17 protein-coding genes and 2 tRNA genes are annotated in these 16572 nt (G+C 55.5%); 8 read left to right on the forward strand and 11 right to left on the reverse strand.

Annotated elements, in window-relative coordinates; translation table 11 throughout:
- Positions 1-12 precede the first annotated feature (12 nt).
- The 10 genes from VOI14_RS12485 to VOI14_RS12530 form a co-directional block, all read right to left on the reverse strand.
- Positions 13-447 (reverse strand): PACE efflux transporter, encoded by a 435-nt coding sequence (locus VOI14_RS12485; RefSeq protein WP_323752378.1) that lies wholly within the window; start codon positions 445-447, stop codon positions 13-15.
- Between the two features lie 109 nt (positions 448-556).
- A tRNA-Met gene (locus VOI14_RS12490) sits at positions 557-633 on the reverse strand.
- 92 nt (positions 634-725) lie between these two features.
- Positions 726-1817 (reverse strand): redox-regulated ATPase YchF, encoded by a 1092-nt coding sequence (gene ychF, locus VOI14_RS12495; RefSeq protein WP_323752379.1) that lies wholly within the window; start codon positions 1815-1817, stop codon positions 726-728.
- A gap of 82 nt (positions 1818-1899) precedes the next feature.
- The gene (gene pth / locus VOI14_RS12500) at positions 1900-2490 is read right to left on the reverse strand and encodes an aminoacyl-tRNA hydrolase (protein ID WP_323752380.1); all 591 of its coding nucleotides are present in this window, start codon (positions 2488-2490) and stop codon (positions 1900-1902) included.
- A gap of 21 nt (positions 2491-2511) precedes the next feature.
- Positions 2512-3153 carry a 50S ribosomal protein L25/general stress protein Ctc gene (locus tag VOI14_RS12505; protein WP_323752381.1) on the reverse strand — a complete coding sequence of 214 codons (642 nt, stop codon included), beginning with the start codon at positions 3151-3153 and terminating at the stop codon, positions 2512-2514.
- A gap of 189 nt (positions 3154-3342) precedes the next feature.
- On the reverse strand, positions 3343-4293 hold the full coding sequence (locus VOI14_RS12510) for a ribose-phosphate diphosphokinase (RefSeq protein WP_323752382.1): 951 nt from the start codon (positions 4291-4293) through the stop codon (positions 3343-3345).
- A 52-nt stretch (positions 4294-4345) separates the two neighbouring features.
- Positions 4346-4420: transfer RNA gene (locus VOI14_RS12515), tRNA-Gln, on the reverse strand.
- A 19-nt stretch (positions 4421-4439) separates the two neighbouring features.
- Positions 4440-5303, reverse strand: a complete 864-nt coding sequence (gene ispE / locus VOI14_RS12520) for a 4-(cytidine 5'-diphospho)-2-C-methyl-D-erythritol kinase (protein ID WP_323752383.1) — start codon at positions 5301-5303, stop codon at positions 4440-4442.
- Between the two features lie 5 nt (positions 5304-5308).
- A complete protein-coding gene (gene lolB, locus VOI14_RS12525) occupies positions 5309-5935 on the reverse strand; it encodes a lipoprotein insertase outer membrane protein LolB (protein WP_323752384.1) in 627 nt (208 codons plus the stop codon).
- Entirely contained in the window at positions 5932-7680 is a 1749-nt protein-coding gene (locus VOI14_RS12530) for a tetratricopeptide repeat protein (RefSeq protein ID WP_323752385.1), read from the reverse strand. The genes lolB and VOI14_RS12530 overlap by 4 nt, the downstream gene beginning before the upstream one ends.
- A gap of 233 nt (positions 7681-7913) precedes the next feature.
- Between VOI14_RS12530 and hemA the strand changes: the two genes are divergently transcribed.
- The 4 genes from hemA to VOI14_RS12550 are packed head-to-tail and all read left to right on the forward strand — an operon-like array spanning position 7914 to position 11891.
- Positions 7914-9203 (forward strand): glutamyl-tRNA reductase, encoded by a 1290-nt coding sequence (gene hemA, locus VOI14_RS12535; protein WP_323752386.1) that lies wholly within the window; start codon positions 7914-7916, stop codon positions 9201-9203.
- Positions 9200-10288 (forward strand): peptide chain release factor 1, encoded by a 1089-nt coding sequence (gene prfA / locus VOI14_RS12540; RefSeq protein WP_323752387.1) that lies wholly within the window; start codon positions 9200-9202, stop codon positions 10286-10288. The genes hemA and prfA overlap by 4 nt, the downstream gene beginning before the upstream one ends.
- A 4-nt stretch (positions 10289-10292) precedes the next feature.
- The gene (gene prmC / locus VOI14_RS12545) at positions 10293-11129 is read left to right on the forward strand and encodes a peptide chain release factor N(5)-glutamine methyltransferase (protein WP_323752388.1); all 837 of its coding nucleotides are present in this window, start codon (positions 10293-10295) and stop codon (positions 11127-11129) included.
- Between the two features lie 15 nt (positions 11130-11144).
- Positions 11145-11891: a molybdopterin-synthase adenylyltransferase MoeB gene (locus VOI14_RS12550; RefSeq protein ID WP_323752389.1), complete on the forward strand. Its 747-nt coding sequence runs from the start codon at positions 11145-11147 to the stop codon at positions 11889-11891.
- Between the two features lie 45 nt (positions 11892-11936).
- Here the strand turns inward: VOI14_RS12550 and phrB are convergent, their stop codons facing one another.
- Positions 11937-13328 carry a deoxyribodipyrimidine photo-lyase gene (phrB, locus tag VOI14_RS12555; protein ID WP_323752390.1) on the reverse strand — a complete coding sequence of 464 codons (1392 nt, stop codon included), beginning with the start codon at positions 13326-13328 and terminating at the stop codon, positions 11937-11939.
- Between the two features lie 137 nt (positions 13329-13465).
- Between phrB and VOI14_RS12560 the strand changes: the two genes are divergently transcribed.
- The 4 genes from VOI14_RS12560 to rimK are packed head-to-tail and all read left to right on the forward strand — an operon-like array spanning position 13466 to position 16568.
- Positions 13466-14278: a hypothetical protein gene (locus tag VOI14_RS12560; RefSeq protein WP_323752391.1), complete on the forward strand. Its 813-nt coding sequence runs from the start codon at positions 13466-13468 to the stop codon at positions 14276-14278.
- Between the two features lie 22 nt (positions 14279-14300).
- The gene (locus VOI14_RS12565; RefSeq protein ID WP_323752392.1) at positions 14301-15188 is read left to right on the forward strand and encodes a mechanosensitive ion channel family protein; all 888 of its coding nucleotides are present in this window, start codon (positions 14301-14303) and stop codon (positions 15186-15188) included.
- Complete coding sequence (locus VOI14_RS12570) at positions 15169-15660, forward strand: ATP-dependent zinc protease (RefSeq protein ID WP_323752393.1); 492 nt, start codon at positions 15169-15171, stop codon at positions 15658-15660. Before VOI14_RS12565 ends, VOI14_RS12570 begins: the two co-directional genes overlap by 20 nt.
- 2 nt (positions 15661-15662) lie before the next feature.
- A complete protein-coding gene (rimK, locus tag VOI14_RS12575; protein WP_323752394.1) occupies positions 15663-16568 on the forward strand; it encodes a 30S ribosomal protein S6--L-glutamate ligase in 906 nt (301 codons plus the stop codon).
- Positions 16569-16572: the final 4 nt, after the last annotated feature.

Genomic DNA, 16572 nt, shown 5'->3' on the forward strand with positions numbered 1-16572 from the left:
GGAGTCGAACCGCTATTCAGGGATGCCCGCCGGTTGGTCGTTATCCGGAAAAAGGGTGTCGTAGCACCAAGTGAATACGAAGGCGTAGATGAGATAGAACACGACAAACGCGATATCAACGATCAAGGCTTCTAATAGCCCGATTTCCATCCACCAGGCAATGATGGGCAGAAACACCAGCATCAAACCGAATTCAAAGCCGATTGCGTGCAGGAAACGTATTTTCAGAGCTTTTCGGGTTGTGCCTGTGATTCGCTTGAGGCTGTGATCAAATGCCAGGTTATAAATGTAGTTCCAGGCCGTTGCGATGGTAGCGCCGATAACGGCGAGCACGCTGGTTTGGCCGAGGTCGAAGCCAAATGCAAAGGCGGCCATCGGGGTCGATAAGAGGAGGCCAATCGCTTCGAAGGAAAAGGCTTGGCGAATTCTGTCTTTGGTGGTTCTCATAGCAAGGCTGCCATGCAAAGCGGGTCGTCCCGCACGAATCTCCCGGGATGGGTGAGGTCGTCCTCAAAACAGAAAAGGGTCACCGCGTTAACGGTGACCCTTCGAATACTGGTAGCAAGGGGCGGAGTCGAACCGCCGACCCCAGCATTATGAGTGCTGTGCTCTAACCAACTGAGCTACCTTGCCAAATCGTTTTGGGGATCACCCGAAACGAGGCGCGTATTTTCGACATTTGGCCTCAAGCTGTCAAGGCTTCTTGGCCAAAAATTCCCGAAAAATTACACGTTGAAGCGGAAGTGGATAACATCGCCGTCCTGAACGATGTATTCCTTGCCTTCCAAGCGCCATTTTCCGGCGTCTTTTGCTCCGGCTTCACCGTTGAACTGAATGTAATCGTCATAGCCGATGACTTCGGCTCGAATGAAGCCGCGTTCGAAATCGGTGTGAATGACGGCTGCACCTTGAGGGGCGGTGGCACCAACGCGAACCGTCCATGCGCGCACCTCTTTCACGCCCGCGGTGAAATAGGTTTGTAGATCAAGAAGCTTATAGCCAGCGCGGATGACGCGGTCCAGTCCCGGCTCTTCCATGCCCATTTCGTCCAGGAACATGGATTTTTCATCGTCTTCCAGTTCAGAGATTTCGGCCTCGATCTTATTGCAGATGGGGACGACGGCCGCATTTTCAGACGCGGCAATTTCGCGAACGACATCGAGGTGAGGGTTGTTCTCGAAGCCGTCTTCGCTGACGTTGGCGATGTACATGGTTGGCTTGATGGTGAGCAGGCACAGCTCACGAATCAGTGCCAGCTGATCTGCGTCGAGATCCATGCTGCGCACGGGTTTGCCTTCGTTCAGGACGGGCAGCAGCTGCTCAAACATCTCGAGCTGGGCTTTGGCGTCTTTGTCGCCGCTCTTGGCAACACGCTGTACGCGTTTGATCGCCTTCTCAACAGTGTCGAGGTCGGCAAGGGCAAGTTCGGTGTTGATGATCTCGATGTCGGAAGCCGGGTCAACTTTGTTGGCAACGTGGATTACGTTGCTGTCTTCAAAGCAGCGAACAACGTGTGCAATGGCGTCGGTCTGGCGGATGTTGGCCAGGAACTGGTTGCCAAGGCCTTCACCTTTGGAGGCACCGGCAACCAAGCCGGCGATGTCGACGAACTCCATGGTCGTTGGTACCACTCGTTCGGGTTTAACGATTTCGGCCAGTTTGGTCAGGCGCGGGTCGGGCATGGCCACCACGCCAGCGTTCGGCTCAATGGTGCAGAACGGGAAGTTCTCGGCGCCAATGCCGGCTTTGGTAAGTGCGTTGAACAAGGTTGATTTGCCGACGTTCGGTAGGCCGACAATGCCGCAGTTAAATCCCATGGAATGCCTCTGCTGGAACTAATAATTTGCGCGGATTATACCGGTGTATCGGTATAGGTGCGAGTAAGGGGTTCTGACGTGCTCAGGCCGTAGGCTTGAAGCTGTGCAGGCGGTTCATGGCGGCTGCAAGTTTGCCGCTGGCGGCATCCGGGAGTACGCGCATGATTTCATCGGTGACGGCGTTCAGCTCCTCGGTTTCTTTTTTGCCGAGGCGGCCAAGGACGTAGCCCGTTACCTTGCGGCTGTCGCCGGGGTGGCCGATGCCAATGCGAAGTCGTTGGAAGTCATTGGTGCCCAAATGTGCGATAGCGTCGCGCAACCCGTTGTGGCCGCCGTGGCCGCCGCCTTTTTTAAGTTTGGCCGTGCCGGGAGCGATATCAAGTTCGTCGTGGGCAATCAGGATGTTTTCAGGAGCGATCTTGAAGAAATCCGCCAGTGCCTTGATGGCCAGGCCGCTGCGGTTCATGAACGTGCTGGGGTTGAGCAGATGCAGGTCGAGACCCTGCCAATGAATGCGAGCGTAAAGCCCGTGGTACTTCTTTTCGGGGCGGAGCGTCTGACCCGCAGAGCGGGCCAGAGCTTCGACGAACAGGGCGCCGGCATTGTGGCGGGTATTCTCGTAGTCGGCTCCGGGGTTACCCAAGCCAACAACCATGACAATATCCTGTGCCATATGCCAGTCCCTCCGGAGTAATTACTCCTCGCCGCCTTCCTCAGCTTCGCCAGCATCCTCGGCTTCATCAGCCTTGGCGCCTTTTGGCTGATGGATGGATACAACCGCCTGATCGTGCTCTGAGTCGTGCTGCAGGGCAGGAATGCGAACGCCTTCTGGCAGTTTCAGGTCGCTCAGGTGAACAACTTGATCCATTTCGACGTCGGTCAGATCGACTTCGATGAACTCAGGCAGGTTCTGAGGCAGACACGCTACTTCAACTTCTGTCAGCAGACGGAAAGCTACACCACCGAAGGTCTTGATCGCAGGAGCGGTATCTTCGTTCACCAAGTGAACTGGAACCTGAACAACGATTTCGTGGTCTTTATCTACACGCAGGAAGTCAGCGTGGATCAAACGCAGCTTGTAGGCGTGACGCTGCAGATCCTTCAGGATTACGCTTTCTTTCTTGCCTTCCAGGTCGATGGTCAGAACCTGTGAGAAGAAAGATTCGTTCTCCAGAGCTTTTTTCAGCTCGTTTTCCCAGATGGAAATGGAAACAGCTTCTTTGTTTTCGCCATAAATGATAGCTGGGATTTTCTTTTCCTCACGACGCAGGCGGCGGCTCGCACCTCTCCCCTGATCGTCACGAGGAAATGCTTCAATAACAAATTCCTGGGACATGATATGTACCTCAATCGTCATCTGAACTGCCCGCGACCAGGCGTTTGAACAGATGATGTTTTTTGAATAGTCTGAGAATTATTTCTCAGACTGACTAAAAGAGTCGGGAGCCTTGTTAGGCTCCCGACTCCGATACGGTTTCAGCGTGATTTAACTTTTGATATTGCGCTGTATTTCGGGGCTTCCGAATTACACGTTCTCAAACAAGGCGCTGATAGATTCTTCATTGCTGACGCGGCGAATAGATTCTGCGAGTAGGCCGGCCATACTGAGGACGCGGATTTTATCACAATTCTTCGCTTTGTCACTCAACGGGATGGTGTCGCAGACGATCAGTTCGTCCAGCTCGGATCCGTTGATGTTTTCAATCGCCGGGCCTGACAGTACCGGGTGGGTAATGTAGGCGACTACTCGGGAAGCGCCGCGGTTCTTCAGGGCTTCGGCGGCCTTGCACAGAGTGCCGGCGGTATCCACGATGTCGTCCACCAGGATGCAGGTCTTGTCGGTGACATCACCGATGATGTGCATAACCTGAGACACGTTGGCTTTCGGGCGACGTTTGTCGATGATGGCCAGGTCGGCGTCGTCCATGCGCTTGGCGACGGCGCGGGCGCGAACAACACCACCTACGTCAGGGGATACAACGACAAAGTTTTCGAAACGCTGCTTTTCAATGTCTTCCAGCATCACGGGGGTGGCGTAGATGTTGTCTACCGGAATATCGAAGAAGCCTTGAATCTGGTCTGCGTGCAGGTCAAGCGTCAGTACACGATCCACGCCGATGCTGGAGATCATATCGGCTACGACCTTGGCGCTGATGGCGACTCGCGTTGAGCGAACGCGGCGATCTTGACGTGCATACCCGTAATAAGGAACAACTGCGGTGATTCGTGATGCGGAGGCGCGACGCAGGGCGTCAGCCATCACGATCAATTCCATCAGGTTGTCGTTCGTGGGGTAGCAGGTGGGCTGAATGATGAAAACATCATGGCCACGTACATTCTCATTGATCTCGACGGTGGTCTCACCATCGCTGAAGCGGCCAACAGTGGCTTCGCCCATGGGAATGTGAAGTTTTTGTGCGATTGCTTTGGCAAGCTCAGGATTGGCATTGCCAGCGAAGATCATCAGTTTTGACACGACGGCATCCTTCTCGGTATCGGCGTTTGATTCAGAAGAAGCAGGAGGAAGGTGGCTGGGGTGGCAGGATTCGAACCTGCGCATGACGGGATCAAAACCCGTTGCCTTACCACTTGGCGACACCCCAGTATCGTGCTTTTTTGGCATCATCTTAGCTCTGTTAGCTTTGTGTGAAGCGGTGAAATGTTCACCCCTTTAGCTACGAACCCCTTGATGCCGGAGGGTTTGCTTTCCCAGATGATCCGCGCTGCGGATTCTGTAGGGAAACGTCCAAAAATGCAAGCCCCGGTTCCGGTTAATCTTGCAGGTCCGAATTGTGCAAGCCATTCCAGGCTTCGGTCAACCTCAGGATACAGTTCACGAACCACATCCTCGCAGTCATTTCGGTACCTCGAGGCGTCTCCCTCAAAAGCGGGGCGTATTTTCAATTTTGGAGTGTCTCTTGTCAACCCTTCTTGTGAAAAAATCTTTCCAGTATTAATTTCGCAGTCGGCTTTAAGTACCAAAAACCAATCCTGGGGCGGGTTTGCGGGGGTCAGAATTTCTCCCACACCTTCGCCAATTGCGGTTCTGCCGCGGACAAAAACCGGCACGTCGGCACCTAACGCCAGGCCTAATTCGGCCAGTTTGTCTTCGCTCAGGTTTAGACCCCAGAGATAGTTCAGGCCTACGAGGGTGGTGGCGGCATTGGAACTGCCTCCACCCAAGCCTCCACCCATGGGTAGGCGCTTGTGCAAATCAATCGTTACGCCCGGTAGGGGCGCGCCAGCATGGCCTGCAAGAGCTCGTGCGGCCCGGATGATGAGATTCTGGTCGTCGGGGACCCCCTCTATGGAGTTTTCAAGGCGTATGCCTGGTTGCTCCGGGGTGAGCGTGAACGTCAGCTCGTCGCTGTAGTCGAGAAGCTGGAACAACGTTTGAAGCTCGTGGTAGCCGTCTGCTCGCCTGCCGGTGATGTGCAGGAACAGGTTTAATTTGGCCGGCGCCGGCAGGGTGATGCGGGTGGTCACTGAATTTAGTCCTCGCGCTGCCAGCGGCTGATGACGACCCGAACGCGCTTGTCGCCTTTCAGCGCTGTGATGCGGGCGGGCAGTTCTGGCAGAGTGTCTATGAAGGGATGCCAGCGATCGTAGCGAATCTCCCAGCCATTTTGTTTGAGAATGGCGAGTTTGTTCTGTTCATCGAACAGTAAACGGAAGTCTCCGTCGGGCGCAGGCAAGCCTTTGATCCACCACGTCAGGTTGTCGATGGGCAGTTGCCAGCCAGTGGCTGCCTGAATGAGCTTTTCAGGTTCGGAAGACTGGTAACTGTCGCCGTTCGGCATCGTCAGATGAATGTAGCCGGGCACCCCTTTCAGCTGGGTGCTGCCCATTCCCAAGAACGATGAAGACAAGGCCAGCTCGTAGCTTTCATTGTGCTGTTGCCAGCGGTTGATTACTGCGGTGCCGCTGTCTGACGGCTGTTTGACGGCGAGCTTGCCGGACAGTAGCCAGTGATTGAATTGGGTTAATTCTGTGGAGCGAGTGGCCCAATCGACAGGTGGTTGCTCTGTCATGCCCTCAGGTAGTGGCTCCAGCTGAATGGTTGTACAGCCGGTGATTGCGAATAGCAGGGCCAACAATAGCGGAATTCTGGAGATCATTCGCTGCTCCCGTCGTTGGTCAGGCGCTGTATGGTTTCGAGCAGGATTTCGTGATCAGGGTCGTTGTCCAGACCTTCCTCCCAGACAATGCGTGCCTGCTCTTCTTCTCCAATGCTCCAGAGTGCTTCTCCGTAGTGGGCAGACACTTCCGGATCCGGGTAGGTGGCCCAGGCTTTCGCCAGATAGTCCAGAGCTTCCATCGTGTGACCTTGCTTGAATAGGACCCAGCCCATGCTGTCCAGGATAGCGGGGTTGTCCGGGTCGAGCGCCAACGCTCGCTCAATGTAGCCTTGAGCTTCCTGAAGGCGGTCGTTTCGCTCGATCAATATGTAGCCGAGTGCGTTCAGGGTGATGGAACTGGTAGGTTCAATATCGAGAATGATTTTCAGATCTTGTTCAGCCTGTTCTGGCTCGTCGTTAGCGTCCAGTAGCATGGCGCGAGCATAGCGAGCCTCAACACTTTTGGGGTGCGCCTCAAGGGCTTTGTGGGCTGCGGCCAAGGCTTGCGATTTCTTATCTTGATCAATCAGTAAGTTGATCTCCAGCAGCCAAAACTTTTCGGCTTGCTCGGGGTTGTTGGCTCTTAGTGAATGAAGGTGGTTGATGGCCTCCTCCAGTTCACCGGCCTGCGCTTGCAGCTCGCTGGCCCGCGATAATGCGGGGAAGTAGTAATTGCCCTCTTCGACGCTCTGGTAGTGGTTGATCGCCAGTTCAGTATTGCCAGCTTCTTCTTCAATGCGGCCCAGGTAATACGCGGCTTCGTTGATGTGGTGCCCTTGCTCGACCAGCGTCGTGAGCTCGGTGCGGGCGATTTCCGGTTGCTGGTTTTCAATGGCCACCAATGCATGGGATAGCTTAAGCCCCGGCGTTTTAGGGTGGAGCGTTACCAGCCGCTGAAATTCATCTTGCGCGGCTTGCAGCTTTTGCTCGTTGATCAGCATTCGAGCGTACAGTGTGCCCATCTGGCGATTGTCGGGGAATCGCCGAGTATTGGTGGTGAGGTAGTTCAGTGCGCTCTTTGTCTGTCCGGTTTGATAGAGCAAGTCACCCTTGAGGGTAATGGCCGGTTGAAAGTTCGGGTGTTCGCTGAGCAAGGGTTCCAGTCTTGTGAGGGCGTCTTGGGGCGCGCCGGTGACTTTCATCAGTAGGGCAATGCCGTATTCAAGATCTGGTGTATTCGGGTGGCGTTCAGCAAGGCGCAGGTAGAGTGACAGTAATTCTTGTTGATGGGCGGCAGGGAGCTGTGTAGCCATGGCGGCGAGGTTGTCAAAGTCAGCGTCCTCGTCTTGATCCATGATTTTTTCCATGTGGAACAGTGCGGTTTCCAGATTTTGTCGTTTGACGGCCTGGATGGCGGCTACACGATGGGCTTGAATGTTTTCCGGTGACTTCTCAAGCCACAAGTCAGCCAGTTGTTGTTGGGCGTTATCGGCATTGAGCGTTTGCGCGATGCGCATGGCCCGTTCGATGACGCCGTCATCGTTGGAGGTTTTTGCGGCCTGAAGATAGTTGACCAACGTGACATCGTAACGGCCTCTTTGCGCCGCGATTTCTGCCGATAGTAGTTGGTAGAGCACTTCCGGCTCGAAGTCGGCGTACTCAATGTCTGTTTTGTCAGTTGCTGGGGTAGCAGTAGGTTCGGGGGCCGGTTGTGTTGATGACCCTGAAAGGCTGGCACAGCCGGATAAAGCGGCGAAGGTAAATCCCAGCAGGCAGGTGGCCAGGTATGGTGCGTTTCTTTGCATGCAACGTCCTGTGAGCTCAAGGCTGTGTTTCAGAATGACCGTTCATTGCTCGAAAATTGAGGCAGGTCGGTTCGTGGTCAAGACCGAATGCCTATAATGGCATAAGCGCTTGAAGTTGCCCAACATGTCCGCAGTTGCCGAAGACGGGGCGTTTTTCAGGTGGCAGGCGCAAGCAGGCGCCGGTAGAATGAGGCAGCTTATCTTCCATTGGACTAGGGTGTTTTGATCTCACCATGGCATTGCTGACACTGGGAATAAATCACCGCACGGCGCCCGTGGAGATCCGCGAGCGGGTAGCGTTTACACCTGAACGGATGGCTGAGGCCTTCTCTGAGTTGCGGGTGGCGACGGGTGCCAGTGAAGCCGGCATCCTGTCTACGTGTAACCGCACGGAACTCTATTTGGCGGGCGATGACGACTGCGCGCCGGCGCTATTGCGTTGGCTGGCCGGATTTCATGATCTGGACGCGGCCGACCTCGAAAACGTGATTTACGTGCATCGGGACTCCGACGCCGTGCGGCATATGATGCGCGTGGCTGCAGGCCTCGACTCCATGGTTTTGGGTGAACCGCAGATTCTCGGACAGCTCAAAGATGCCTACGCGCTGGCTCGAGAGCACAATGCCACCGGCACATTCCTTTCCCGGCTGTTTGAGCACACCTTCTCAGTCGCGAAGCGCGTTCGGACAGAAACGGCGATCGGCGAGAACCCGGTTTCCGTCGCTTATGCGTCTGTCAGCATGGCGCATCAGATTTTTGCCGACATGTCCCGTAATAAAGCGCTGTTGATCGGTGCTGGTAAAACCATCGAGCTGGTGTCTCGCCACTTGGCCGATGCTGGGGTACGTGACTTCCTGGTGGCAAACCGCACGCTGGAACGTGCGCAAGCGCTGGCGGAGATTCATGGCGGCAAAGGTATTGTCCTCTCCGAAATCCCGGATCACTTGGCGGATGTCGATATTGTGATTTCCTCAACGGCCAGCCCGCTGCCGATTCTCGGTAAAGGTGCCGTGGAGCGAGCACTGAAAAAGCGTAAACACCGTCCGTACTTCATGGTGGATATTGCGGTTCCTCGTGATATTGAACCGGAAGTGGGAGCCCTGGCGGACGTCTACCTCTACACCGTTGATGATTTGCGGCAGGTGATCGAGGAAAACGTTCGCTCTCGGGAAGGTGCCGCTCGTGAGGCAGAGAATCTGATAGCCAGTGGTGTTCAGGATTTTCTTGACCAGCTTCGCGCTTTGGATGCGGTCTCTACATTGAAGGTGTTCCGTTCACGAGCGGAATCTCTCCGCGACGCGGAAACCGAGAAAGCGCTTAGGGCGTTACGTAACGGTACCGACCCGGAAACTGCACTCCGCAGTCTGGCGCGGGGTCTCACCAATAAACTTCTGCATCAACCATCCACGCAGGTGCGTAAAGCCATGGCTGACGGGCGCACCGAGGTAGCGGATTTTCTGCGCGAGCTTTATCAGCTTGAAACCTTGGATGCTGACGAGCCCACCACCACGGAAAAATTATGAAGTCATCGATTAAATCCCGCCTTGAACAGCTGGTAGAGCGGTTCGAGGAGGTGAGTGCGCTGTTGAGCGATGCGTCAGTAATTACCGACCAGAACAAATTTCGTGATTTATCCAAAGAGTACGCGGAAATTGAACCTGTCGTGAAATGCTTTCAGGCATGGCAGCAGTCTCTTGGGGATATTGCCGAAGCGAAAGAGTTGGCTAAAGACGGCGATGCCGATATGCGTGCCATGGCGGAAGAAGAACTGGCCGATGCTCTGGCGCGTAGCGAAGAACTGGACGCCGAGTTGCAGCGGCTGATGCTGCCGAAAGACCCGAACGACACCAAAAACGTGTTTCTGGAAGTGCGCGCCGGTACCGGCGGCGATGAAGCCGCGATTTTTGCCGGTGATTTGTTCCGCATGTATTCCCGTTACGCAGAAAAGCGTCGCTGGCAGGTTGAAATACTGAACGAGAACGAAGGCGAGCACGGCGGCTATAAAGAAGTGATCGCGCGCCTGTCCGGTGATGGAGTTTATGGGACCCTCAAATTTGAGTCCGGTGCGCATCGTGTTCAACGTGTGCCCGAAACTGAGTCCCAGGGGCGCATTCACACTTCCGCCTGCACCGTGGCAGTTATCCCGGAAGCTGACGAAGCAGAAGCCATTGATATCAACAAAGGCGATTTGCGCGTAGATACTTTCCGGGCGTCCGGTGCTGGTGGGCAGCACGTTAACAAAACCGACTCCGCAATTCGTATCACTCATTTGCCGACAGGGTTGGTGGTGGAGTGCCAGGAAGAGCGTTCACAGCACAAGAACCGCGCGAAGGCTATGAGCTTGTTGGCGTCTCGCCTGCAGAATGCCGAGCAGGAAAAACAGCAGCAAAGCATGGCCGAAACCCGTAAAAGCCTGGTGGGCAGCGGTGACCGATCCGAGCGTATCCGTACCTATAATTTCCCGCAAGGTCGAGTCACCGATCACCGTATCAACCTCACGCTGTATAAGCTGGATGAGGTGGTCAGCGGTGATTTGGATGCGGTGGTGATACCTCTGCAACAGGAGCATCAGGCTGAGTTGCTGGCAGAACTGTCACAGGATCACTAAGCCCTTGTTGACCTGTGAAGCCTTAATAAATGACGCGGTAGCCAGCATCGGTGGCGATTCACCCAAGCTGGACGCTGAATTGTTGCTGAGCCACGTCAGCGGCCTGAGTCGCACCAGTTTTCGGGCTTGGCCCGAGCGGGAAGTCACGGCTGCACAGGCCGAGCAGTTTTCCGTTCTGGTGGCTGAGCGGGTTAACGGCAAGCCCATCGCTTATCTGCTCGGCCAGCAAGAATTCTGGTCACTGCCCCTGAAAGTGTCGGCGTCCACCTTGATTCCGCGCCCCGACACCGAATGCCTCGTGGAAACCGCTTTGTTTCTCGAATTGCCTGAGTCCGCCAGAGTGCTGGATTTGGGTACCGGCACTGGCGCGATTGCCTTGGCATTGGCCAGCGAAAAGCCAAACTGGCAGATCATGGCCAGTGATCGTATTGCCGAAGCCGTAAACTTGGCTCGTGAGAATAGCCAAAATCTGAACCTGCCGGTCACCGTAGTTCAAAGTAACTGGTTTGAGGACATCCCGGCAGGCACCTTCGATCTGCTCATTTCCAACCCGCCCTATATTCCGGTGAGCGATCGCCACCTCAGCGAAGGCGACGTGCGCTTCGAGCCAGAATCGGCGTTGGTCGCGGGTGACGATGGTCTTGATGACATTCGTTTGTTGATCATCCAAGGTCTGGACTGGCTGAATGCGGGGGGCTGGATGATGCTGGAGCACGGCTACGACCAAGGCGAAGCGGTTCGGAGTTTGTTTGCCGAAGCCGGATGGCTCACCATAGAAACCCGTAAAGATTACGGCGGCAACGACCGCATGACCCTGGCCCGGAAGCCAACCAGCGACTAACTGCGAGACCCTCCCATGCTCAGCGATGACGAACTGCTCCGCTACAGCCGCCAAATTCTGATGCCCCAATTCGACATTGCTGGCCAGCAAAAGCTCAATGAGGCCCGGGTGATGATTCTGGGCTCCGGTGGCTTGGGCTGCCCCGTCGCACTGTATTTAGGCGCGGCCGGAGTAGGGCAGCTAACGCTGGTGGATGATGACCAGATCGAACTGGCGAACCTGCAACGCCAAATCGGCTTCCAGCAAAACTGGATTGGCGATTCAAAAGCCGAACGCCTGGCGGAGCGGATTCGCGCTATCAATCCGGAAATTACGGTGAATGCCGTTAATTGCCGAGTTGAGGGTGACGATCTTCAGCAGCTGGTGTCGGAAGCAACCTTGGTGCTGGATTGCACCGATAACTTCAGCACCCGCTTTGCCCTTAACCGCGCTTCGGTCGCCGCCGGCGTTCCTTTAGTCTCCGGCGCGGCCATTCGGGGGGAAGGGCAGCTCTCGGTTTACGACCCCCGCAACCCCGAGAGCCCCTGTTACCACTGTTTGTATGAAGAACAAGGTAACGAAGACCTGACCTGTTCGGAAGCCGGCGTTATTGCCCCCTTGGTGGGCATGATTGGCTCAGCTCAAGCGATGGAAGCCATTAAAGTTATCAGCGGGGTCGGTACACCCTTAGTTGGTCGTTTGCTCATCCTAGACGCTTGGCAAATGCAGTGGCGAGAAATGAAACTGCTGAAAGATCACGGCTGCCCCGTGTGCTCGGGCTAACTTCGGCGTAGGGCCGGGTTGGGGTGCCTGCCCAAGACCGCAAGCTCAGTCCTTCAACGCCTGAAACCGTGCAATCGCCTCCTTCCGACTTTCCTTCAAATCCACGATTGGCCGCGGATAGCCCTTGGGAATTACCCCACCTTTTGACGGATCGTGAATGCGCTTGTTATCCAGCTTCGCCAGCTCCGGCACCCAATTCCGGATAAATTCGCCTTTTGGGTCAAAACGTTCGCTCTGAGTGACCGGATTGAATACCCGGAAGTAGGGCGCTGCGTCTGTGCCCGTGGATGCACTCCACTGCCAGCCACCATTGTTCGAGGCCAAAAAACCATCCACCAGATTCTGCATAAACCAGGCTTCACCCAGTCGCCAGTCAATGAACAGGTTCTTGGACAGAAACATCGCGGTGATCATCCGTAAGCGATTGTGCATCCAGCCCGTGGCTTTTAACTGGCGCATGGCCGCATCGACAATCGGAATACCGGTTCGGCCTTCTTTCCACGCTTCAAAGTGTTCTCCGGGGGGATTCCACTTAAGTGCTTCCGTTTCTGGCTTGAAGGCCCGGTGCATGCTGAGCCGTGGGTAGTGATAGAGAATGTTGATGTAGAAGTCGCGCCAGGCAATCTCGTTGATCCAGGTTTCAATGCCCTCGCCGGAACTGCCGGTTTGCTGGGCGGCGATCAGACACTGACGGCCGGACAAGATTCCGTTGGCTAGATAGGGCGACAGCAGACTGGTGCCGTCCAGCGCCGGGAAGTCCCGGGTGTCTTTGTAGCTGGCGGCGCGCTCGGCGAGAAACTCATCCAGAGCGTCGTGGGCGGCGTCCTCACCGGTTTCGACCAGAGGCTCCGGCGCGTGCTCGAATGGCGCGGGCAGAGTGTCGGTTTGTTCCGGTGTGACTTCTGGCCCCATCGCAGAAGGTGCCGGATACAGAGTCGGGTGGGTTTCTTCTATCCACACACGCCACCGGCGGGAAAAGGGTGTGAAAACGGAATAGGGTTCGTCCTTCTGAGTGAGAATTTGCCCGACCGGGGCAACGGTTTGGTCCCGGTATTTTTTTACCGACACATCCACAGCCGTTAGCCGATCCCGAACCTGTTGGTCTCGCTTGCGTTCGTTGACGCCATATTCTTCATTAAAGTGCAGGTGGCTTATGTTGTGCTGGCGGCAGTGTTCTTCGAGTATGTCCACGATCGAATCGTAGGTGTCGGTGTGAAGGAAGCTAAGCGCAATACCGAGTTTGGCCAATTGTTTCGATAGCGTGTTGGCGTGTTCCAGTACAAACCGAACCCGCGCGGCCGACCAGTCGTGCTCCTGCCATTGTGCAGGCGTTACGATAAAACACGCCTGCACGGGGCGGCCGCTTTTGCAGGCGGCGGTCAAAGCCGCGTTATCAGCGGTGCGGAGGTCGTTTCGGAACCAGACCAGTTCAGCCATGAGCGGGTTTACCTCGTGCTGTGGAATAGGGGTAATTACAGGCGAAAAATCATTAACTTATATATTCGCTGACCTTGCCTGATTGGATTATAGTTAAGCAATAATCTCCGCCAGGAAAAAGGAGTTTTTTCCACGGTATGACAGAGCAAACCGAAAACCAGCGCGACGGTGTCTGGGCACACCCCTATCAATTGGCATCCGGCCAGACGCAACAGCATCAACTTGGTCATAGTCAGTTATGGATCACGTTGTTGGATCTGGAGTGGCAAATCCGGGAGCGGTCATCCAAGCAAGGCACTGACCCCGAAAACTGGTATGCATCGACGGGCCACACCTTGCCATCGGCAGATCTCAAAGTTCAGCGCTTCGTGCGCACGAAGGATGACGGGGTTCTCTGTTTTGTGCCCGCCATGGCCGATCTGCCCACGGTCATTCGCCCGTTTCAGCCTTTGACCGTTCCAGCCGGCGCCCGCTGTGTGTTGTACGTAGGCACCACGTTGTGGATAAAAGTCTGTGTCGGTGAAGCGCGTACCGAGCTGGCCGAGTTTCCACTGGCACCACCATCAATGACCTGGCTGGGGAGAAATACCCGCGAGGGGGAGCTGTGCTACGCCTCCTCCACTTATGGCCGGCTGGCGCTGGAGGCCGTGCCCAAAAGGCCTTGGCGTGCCGTGACCCCCGTGACCATTATTAACGAGCGAGAAAAGCCGCTGTTGCTGGAGCGGTTCAGTTTGCCGACACCGCTACTGGCCATCTACCGGAACGAGCGTGGGCAACTTTGGACCTCGGGTGTTACGGTGAAGTGCGAAACCGATATGAGTTCAGCCAGCCTGCATATCGATCCTACGGTTAGCCCTGAGGCGGGTATATGTGAAGCCATTGCACCTGCCCGGGAGAAACTGGCCCGAGGGCGGAGGTTGGTTCGCGCCGTTGACCACATCTTTGGCTAAGGGCCAAAACAGGAGTATTGCTTTGTTTGACTCGATACAGCAAACAATCGCCCAGATAGCCAACGGCATAGCTTGGGGGCAGTGGTTCTCCGCGGCATTCCTGTTGTTGCTGGGCGCGGTGCTCGGCACGCTGATTGCCCGCAGTGCGGGCCGTTTGGTGGGCGAGCGGGTTTCTCGTCATCATCAGGTTATGATCCGCCGTTTGTGCTTCTATCTGGTGTTCATGCTGTTTGCGATGGCGGCGCTGCGGGAGGTTGGGTTCTCGCTGGAAGTTGTGTTGGGCGCGGCAGGTATTCTCACCGTGGCGATTGGTTTTGCCTCCCAAACGTCAGCTTCAAACATTATCAGCGGCTTGTTCCTGGTTATGGAGCGGCCGTTCGAAATTGGTGATGTCATCGAAGTGGACGGTACCGCCGGTGAAGTGGTTGCGATCGATCTCCTGAGTGTAAAGCTGCGTACGCCCGACAACCTGTACGTGCGTATACCCAACGAAACTTTGATTAAAACACGGGTGGTGAATCGTTCGCGTTTTCCAATCCGGCGAATAGATCTGACACTGGGTATCGCCTACGCCGAAGATGTTGAGCGCGTAAGCGAGCTGTTGCTGGAGCTGGCGGTGGAAAATGCCGCCTGCCTGGAAGAGCCGAAATCCTTCGTGCAGGTCACGGGGTTTGGTGCATCGTCCGTGGACTTGCAGTTTTCCTTTTGGGTGCCTAAAGACCGATTTTTAGAAGGCCGTAGCAGCATGATGATCGCTGTTAAGAAAATTCTGGACGGTCACGGCATCGAAATACCGTTTCCACATACCAGCATTTATGCCGGTAGCCATTCAGAGCCATTCCGGGTGCAGTTGTTGGCACCGGAGCAAAATAAAGAAAAGGGTCTCCCGGATGTCGATAAGCACGACTGAAGAAATTAAAACCACGCCGCCTGCCACCACTGAAAACAGAGTCGGGCTCGGTTGGCGCGAGTGGGTGGGGTTGCCGGAGCTGGGAATTGGCCGGATGAAAGCAAAGGTGGATACGGGGGCGCGTACCTCCTGCCTGCATACTTTCCGAACAGAGCCCTATACTGAGAACGGAGAGCGCCGCGTGAAGTTCTGGGTGCATCCCGTCCAGAATGAAATGAAGGACGTCATCGAGTGCGATGCGAAAGTGCTGGATGAGCGCACCGTGACGGATTCCGGCGGCCACAAAGAACTGCGGCTGGTGATTGAAACCACGGTTACCGTGGGTGATGAAAGCTGGCCGATTGAAATGACACTAACCAACCGGGACTCTATGAGATTCCGGATGCTCTTGGGGCGCACCGCTATGTCGGGGCGCGCCGTTGTATACCCTGAAGCTTCGTATCTTGCCGGCGAACCGGCACCAAGGACCTGATCATGAAAATTGCGATTATGTCGCGCAATCGTCACCTCTATTCGACCCGACGTTTGATGGAAGAAGGCATCAATCGCGGGCATGAAGTGAAAGTTATCGATTGCTTGCATTGCTCAATGAACATCACGTCTGCGGACCCCAAGATCCATTATCACGAAGAAGTCCTGGAGGATTTCGACGTGGTGATTCCGCGGATTGGGGCCTCAGTCACTTTCTACGGCACGGCCGTTCTGCGTCAGTTTGAAATGATGGGCGTGTTTCCATTGAACGAATCGGTGGCGATTACCCGCTCTCGCGACAAGTTACGCTCGTTGCAGTTGTTGGCTCGTAAAGGCGTAGGCATGCCCGTGACCGGATTCGCCAACAAGCCGGACAACGTGCCGGAACTACTGAAAATGGTGGGCGGCGCGCCGGTGGTGATCAAGTTGCTGCAAGGTACCCAGGGTATTGGTGTGGTGCTGGCGGAAACCCGCAAAGCGGCAGAAAGCGTGATCGAAGCATTCATGGGGTTGAAAGCCGACATCTTGGTGCAGGAGTTCATCAAGGAAGCCGGCGGCGCCGACATCCGTTGTTTTGTGATTGGCGATAAGGTGATTGCGTCGATGAAACGGCAGGGCGCTGAGGGTGAGTTTCGTTCGAATCTGCACCGTGGTGGTACCGCTTCGTTGGTGCGCATTACGCCGGAAGAGCGGCGCACGGCCGTCACCGCCGCAAAGGCCATGGGTCTGAACGTGGCGGGTGTGGATTTGCTGCGCTCCAGCCGTGGTCCGCTGGTGATGGAAGTGAATTCGTCGCCGGGACTGGAAGGCATTGAGAATGCCACCGGTAAAAACGTTGCGGGTATGATCATTAATTGGACTGAGAAAAACTATAAGCCTTGGAAAACCAAAACCAAGGGCAGAGGCTGACCGT

Source organism: Marinobacter sp., from assembly GCF_034669625.1.
Classification (GTDB): domain Bacteria; phylum Pseudomonadota; class Gammaproteobacteria; order Pseudomonadales; family Oleiphilaceae; genus Marinobacter.